The sequence below is a fragment of the Moorena sp. SIO3H5 genome, from assembly GCF_010692395.1.
GTDB lineage: Bacteria > Cyanobacteriota > Cyanobacteriia > Cyanobacteriales > Coleofasciculaceae > Moorena.
Window position 1 is genome coordinate 1 of the sequence record NZ_JAAHHS010000476.1, and the last position, 5,440, is coordinate 5,440.

The following is a 5,440-nucleotide window of genomic DNA, read 5'->3' on the forward strand; positions in this document are numbered from 1 at the left end:
TACACTCTTAACCTCCACGAAGCTCTTCCGATCTGGCCAAAGCCCAACTGCCAACATCTTTACGTCTCCAATCTGGCTGTCAGAAAGTCTTGTCGGCGGCAAGGAGTCGGGGAAAATTTGCTCTTGGCTTGTGAGCAAACTGCCCTAGAATGGGGGTTTAAAGACCTCTACTTGCATGTTTTGGAAAACAATTATCAGGCCAGGCAACTTTATCTCAAGAGGGGATATGAACTGCATCGGGTTGAACCAAGCTATACCGGAGGATTGCTTAGGCTTCCCAAACGCCTGCTCTTACACAAGCAGATCAATCCTGCTGGTCTTAGTTTACAGGGTCAGACTCTGTCTCAGTAGGCTGAATTTCGTCATAATGGAGTTATCAAGCTGACGAATAACAGATATATTTTATATTTCGTTATTTATCACATTGACAAAAGAAACAAAATATGCAATACAAAATTTTTGCTCAGACTATCTGTAGCAGAGTATTGTTTTTGGTAACAGATCAAAAAGGGGGTTATTGATAAAGCTTTCAATAAAATTGGTGTTTGAAGACCTCCCTAGGGTCAAAATTTAGTTGATTTGTGCTACGGTCTACTTGTGAATCTCATGAGATCTACTCCAATAAACCACAAAAGTTGCTTTATACCAATTCATTGTAGCTATTGATACCAATTATATATAATTTAGTATCTAGCCATACAAAGTTTTGGTGTCTTGAAGCCATTTTGAGGTTTTTTTTGATAACTAGTAACTTAGGTTAAACCTAAGTTTATAGTTAGAAATGGTAGTTAAACAAAACTTGACTCTCCGTTTTGTGTCTTTTCAAAAACTTACAGTTATTTAAGGAAAGTGGATCGAGGCTTTTAGCTTGGGTGCTTACCTGCTCGCTCGAGATTACGCCATATAGTTTGAGATGGAGAGTGAATACCAACAGTATTACAAGATAGCTTTTTACCCAAAGGAGGTGGTTGCTCACAACCAGGGTCTCGCCAATCCTCAACCCCTAAGTGGCATGAACCAGGAAAGCCTGAACCCCTGCAAGAATAAGATGAGAGACTCACAGCCATCAGAAATTCTCTCGCAATTTCGGGATAAACGATTGTTAATTGTTAATAGTAGGCGTCGCAATGGCCTCATCATATATAAACACTACCATGCAGAATTTGCAGGACCAGGTTCGGCTGTAGGAGGAATATTTGATCTTGATTGTCAGGGAGTAGTGCCAGTGGGCAATCTATCATTGATTTCTCCAGAATCAGCTGAGGAGCGACGGCGTGCTTATTTGATTCGACGGCAATGGATTCGACTGACTAAACAAATTACAGAATATCCAAGTCCGATACAACGAACCCAGCAAATTCTTGAACAGTTTGAGGGATTTGGTTTTGATGCCAACACTATTGCCCAACTGCCAGATGAAGCCTTTGCTCTGCTGGTAGGGGTTTTGCCCTATACAATCAGGAAGGTACGAAACGCCCCTCACCATGAGCATTAAGTCTGGAATCCTTTGGCTGATGCTGATCGTCTCAATTGATGAGAAAATTCATAAATTTAGATTTAGATCTCCGGAATCCCCCCAGCTCCGGGTCTCACGAAGCATTATTTAACAGAGTTCAATGATTAGAGTAACTAGCGCTATAGTAGGTAATGGGTAATGGGTAACAGAGAATTCTGCTAAAACCCTACCTATAGCCATTTACTATCACCATTTTATTCACCATGGATTATGCTGGGTGCTATCATATCAGCCTCTGTAGTTGGCGAATTGAGCAATTTCAGCTATAACAGCCCATAGAGTATTTGGCGGGCTTGTCGAAATAGCGATGCAGCGCGGTCTTGGGGGTTTCCCCCATGAGCGACTGCATCAAGACAATGGAGAGAGCTGATTACGATCTAAACTATCTATGGAATTGTCGGTATTTAGCTAATTGGTTACTATGAATGATTTTGACATACTTAAAAAAACTATCGATCGTCTAAGAAGCGAACGAGATGATCTCAAGAAAGAACTAGATACCTACCGAAATTATCTGGATAAGCGCTCTACAGATATCAGAGCTTTAATTTATACAGAATTACAACTATTTTCACCCAAAATAGCTGAGGAACTCAGGAAGGAATTCAGAACACAATTTCACCTAGTGATTGGCTTGTTGGTTTTCACTACCCTATTGACCACCGTCAGTGGTTTTGTCGTCATGTCTACTCTTGTTGATAGTTCGGTAAAAGGACATATCAAAGAGCAAGAAAAACAACTTGATAAACTCAAAAAACGTATAAATAATTCTCTATTTGATAACCGAGTTGATCTGCAAGTTCTTCAGCAACAAACTCAAAGTATCAAAACCCAAACTCAAGATTATCAAAAACAAGCTAACTATCTAAATAGTAAGGTTGAAAGCTTAGATATAAACGCTTCTACTATAGAGAAAAAACTTAATGCTCTTCTAGAATCAGACCCAGTCGCCTTGGGAGATATAGTTGAACGGATCAATAACTTAACCCAAGATAGTAATCAGCTGATTACTATCTCTCGAAGTATCGAAGAAGTGGCTAGTTCACAGATTAAACTCGAGAGTGGAGAAATTTCTGTTAGGGAAGGGAATTTATCAAAGGGTGATGGCAGACGAAGAATATCAGGTGAGCAAAAGTTTAATACCAATTTCACTTCCGAGCCGGTGGTTTATATTGCTTTAAACGACATCGATAGTGATAATGATGAAAATCTCCGATTAAAAGTTGATGTAACAGATGTCAACCGAGAGGGGTTTCAGTATGTCTTAGAAACCTGGGGAGACACGCGGGTTTACAGTGCTAATGCAAGCTGGTTTGCCTATGGCAAATAAATGATATCGAGTCCGGTTTAATACTTATCATTAAATGGTTTTCCTCAAGGAAAATAGATTCAGCGCTCCATTGCTATTCCCTATTCCCTATTTCCTGGTTCGAGCTCTATAATTTTCCCACTAACCAATTTGGTCAGGGGAAATAGTTTTGCTTATCCCCTTTCCCTGTGTCTAGCCTTAACCTGAAATCAATAGACTATTGGTTTTCTTCTGTCTTACCCTTGCTGTTACCGGGAGACGAATTGTATATAGCGTCTAACTGTTGGCGAGCGTCTTCAACAGTCATTGAACGCATCACTAAGAGGGGTTCATTAATAGGGTTGCCACTATCATCAAGCAGTTCCGGGTGTGGTACTAACTTAGCAGGAGATGGATTGGCATTCACTTGATTCCGTCCCCATTGGGTGGGTGATTTTCCCGATGGTGAGAAAGAACGCTGGGAATCAAAACTCAAACTTAATAGATTGCGAATTAAATTTCCAATCGCTAAAAATGCTATAACAGTAAAGGCAATTAGATAAATTAGGTGTAACATCTTATTTTCCTCCCGACCAAATAGTTGGTCTTTAACTCCTTGTCTTGCTCAGGGATAAAAAACGGCTTTTTATAGGTGGTTAGTTAACCTTAACAAAAGGTATTCCACTATTTCCTCAATCATTTCCTGAATCTAGGCGCGTCAAGATTAGTCATTCCCTGAGGCCGCTGACTCGGATGCACCGGATGCCAATGATCGCCACCGGATTGCCACTCCCCAACATTCTCTCACTAATTGGTGCCATGGCATCATGGTAGAAAGTTCAACTCCTACTTGACCATCGGTAGCATTAAAAAGCATTTTAGCTGTATTTACCTCCTGCTGGGCTTGCTTTACCCGCTTTAGTAGGTCAGATTGTTCCTCTGTGCTCAAAAAGGTGATATCTTCAGTTTCTAACAACGAAAGCGATCGCTCAAACCAGTAGTCAAAATCTACTAGTAGCGGTTCCAATATGGTTTTCAGTAACTCCGGTGTTGATGGCTGGGGTTGCTCCATGATATTAAAAGGGTTTATTTTTTTATAGTCTACCTTAATTATATTTACATTTTTTTACAATTTTTGACATAACCCTTAACACTTGTGAGAGACTACTACTCCTTCAAAATTGCATTGATGGGTAAGATCAAGTGCGGTTTAATACCGATCATCAAGACGATTGATGCTCAGATGGTCAGATGGGGCAAATTGTGATATAGGGGAATTCTCTGGAGATGATCTAAAATGAGCCTCGGCCAATTAGGCAGCCTTGTACTATGCATTTGTGTTATCAATTAAGTAACAAAACCATTACGCCAACCCGTAACCCGTAACCCCTTGCCCTAACCCTCAAAACTAAATTGAGAGAGTACTACGCCAGAAACATGTACTTTACCAAAAACTAGCGATGCAGCAAGGGAACAGGGGAGGCAGCGCCGCCAAAGGGGGTCCCCCCATGAGCGACTGCCGTGGTTTACCCCACTCGCGCTTTGCATCAAAACAAGGTTTGTATCATAGAGGAATAGCACAAAATTGGTGTTACGGTCATAGCGCGTTATTCAATTCCATAGAACAGTCACCGATGCTTAACTCAGAACCCTCCGAACAGCCTGAAAAAATTCATTTGCCCCGTACTAGCGAATCCGAGACCCTACAAAGAATCCGTCATACGACCTCCCATGTGATGGCAATGGCCGTCCAGAAGCTATTTCCGAAGGCTCAGGTGACTATCGGCCCTTGGATTGAAAATGGTTTTTATTATGATTTTGATCAGCCAGAACCTTTTACTGAGCAAGACCTAAAGAAAATCCAAAAGGAAATGGTCAAAATCATTAAGCGGAAGCTTCCGGTAATTCGGGAAGAGGTGCCACGGGAAGAAGCTCAACGGCGGATCAAGGAACTGGGTGAATCCTATAAACTGGAAATTTTGGCAGATTTAGAAGACCCGATCTCGATTTACCACTTGGGGGATGAGTGGTGGGATTTGTGTGCTGGTCCCCATGTGGAAAATACCAGTGAAATCAACCCGAAGGCCATTGAATTGGAAAGTGTGGCTGGGGCTTACTGGCGAGGGGATGCGAGTAATACTCAACTCCAGCGCATTTATGGTACAGCTTGGGAAAACCCAGAGCAACTACAGGAATATAAGCGCCGTAAGCAAGAAGCCCTGAAACGGGATCACCGTAAGCTGGGTAAAGAACTGGGACTGTTTATCTTTTCTGACCCGGTGGGACCAGGATTACCCCTGTGGACCCCGAAAGGAACGGTTTTGCGTACCCTTTTGAAAGATTTCCTCACCCAAGAACAGCTTAAACGAGGTTATCTACCAGTGGAGACACCCCATATTGGTCGAGTGGACTTGTTTAAGGTATCCGGTCACTGGCAGAACTATAAAGAGGATATGTTCCCGATGATGGCTGAGGATGAGGAAGCAGCAGCCGCAGAACAAGGATTTGTCCTAAAGCCGATGAATTGCCCTTTCCATATCCAAATTTATAAGAGTGAATTGCGCTCCTACCGGGAATTGCCCATGCGCTTGGCAGAATTTGGTACAGTGTATCGCTATGAGCAATTCCCGGTAGGA

The 5,440-nt window shown here is 42.0% G+C and carries 6 protein-coding genes; 4 read left to right on the top strand and 2 right to left on the bottom strand.

Annotated features, from left to right (window positions below; genetic code table 11):
- The 3 genes from F6K52_RS31600 to F6K52_RS31610 all read left to right on the top strand — a co-directional run.
- Positions 1–351 (top strand): GNAT family N-acetyltransferase (locus F6K52_RS31600; RefSeq protein ID WP_293088242.1); only part of this gene is annotated, 351 nt, incomplete at its 5' end.
- A 562-nt stretch (positions 352–913) separates the two neighbouring features.
- Positions 914–1,495, top strand: a complete 582-nt coding sequence (locus F6K52_RS31605) for a hypothetical protein (protein ID WP_293088244.1) — start codon at positions 914–916, stop codon at positions 1,493–1,495.
- Positions 1,496–1,937: 442 nt separating this feature from the next.
- Complete coding sequence (locus tag F6K52_RS31610) at positions 1,938–2,846, top strand: H-type lectin domain-containing protein (protein ID WP_293088246.1); 909 nt, start codon at positions 1,938–1,940, stop codon at positions 2,844–2,846.
- A 196-nt stretch (positions 2,847–3,042) separates the two neighbouring features.
- Here the strand turns inward: F6K52_RS31610 and F6K52_RS31615 are convergent, their stop codons facing one another.
- Both F6K52_RS31615 and F6K52_RS31620 read right to left on the bottom strand, forming a co-directional pair.
- Positions 3,043–3,381: a DUF2973 domain-containing protein gene (locus tag F6K52_RS31615; RefSeq protein WP_293088248.1), complete on the bottom strand. Its 339-nt coding sequence runs from the start codon at positions 3,379–3,381 to the stop codon at positions 3,043–3,045.
- 147 nt (positions 3,382–3,528) lie between these two features.
- Positions 3,529–3,876: a DUF2605 domain-containing protein gene (locus F6K52_RS31620; RefSeq protein WP_293088250.1), complete on the bottom strand. Its 348-nt coding sequence runs from the start codon at positions 3,874–3,876 to the stop codon at positions 3,529–3,531.
- 562 nt (positions 3,877–4,438) lie between these two features.
- On the opposite strand from F6K52_RS31620, the gene F6K52_RS31625 reads away from it, so the two are divergent.
- On the top strand, positions 4,439–5,440 hold a 1,002-nt coding region (locus tag F6K52_RS31625), incomplete at its 3' end, for an aminoacyl--tRNA ligase-related protein (protein ID WP_364420684.1).

Coding starts and splice junctions, on each gene's coding strand:
- F6K52_RS31605 (WP_293088244.1), top strand. CDS start 914: ATGGAGAGTGAATACCAACAGTATTACAAGATAGCTTTTTACCCAAAG.
- F6K52_RS31610 (WP_293088246.1), top strand. CDS start 1,938: ATGAATGATTTTGACATACTTAAAAAAACTATCGATCGTCTAAGAAGC.
- F6K52_RS31620 (WP_293088250.1), bottom strand. CDS start 3,876: ATGGAGCAACCCCAGCCATCAACACCGGAGTTACTGAAAACCATATTG.
- F6K52_RS31615 (WP_293088248.1), bottom strand. CDS start 3,381: ATGTTACACCTAATTTATCTAATTGCCTTTACTGTTATAGCATTTTTA.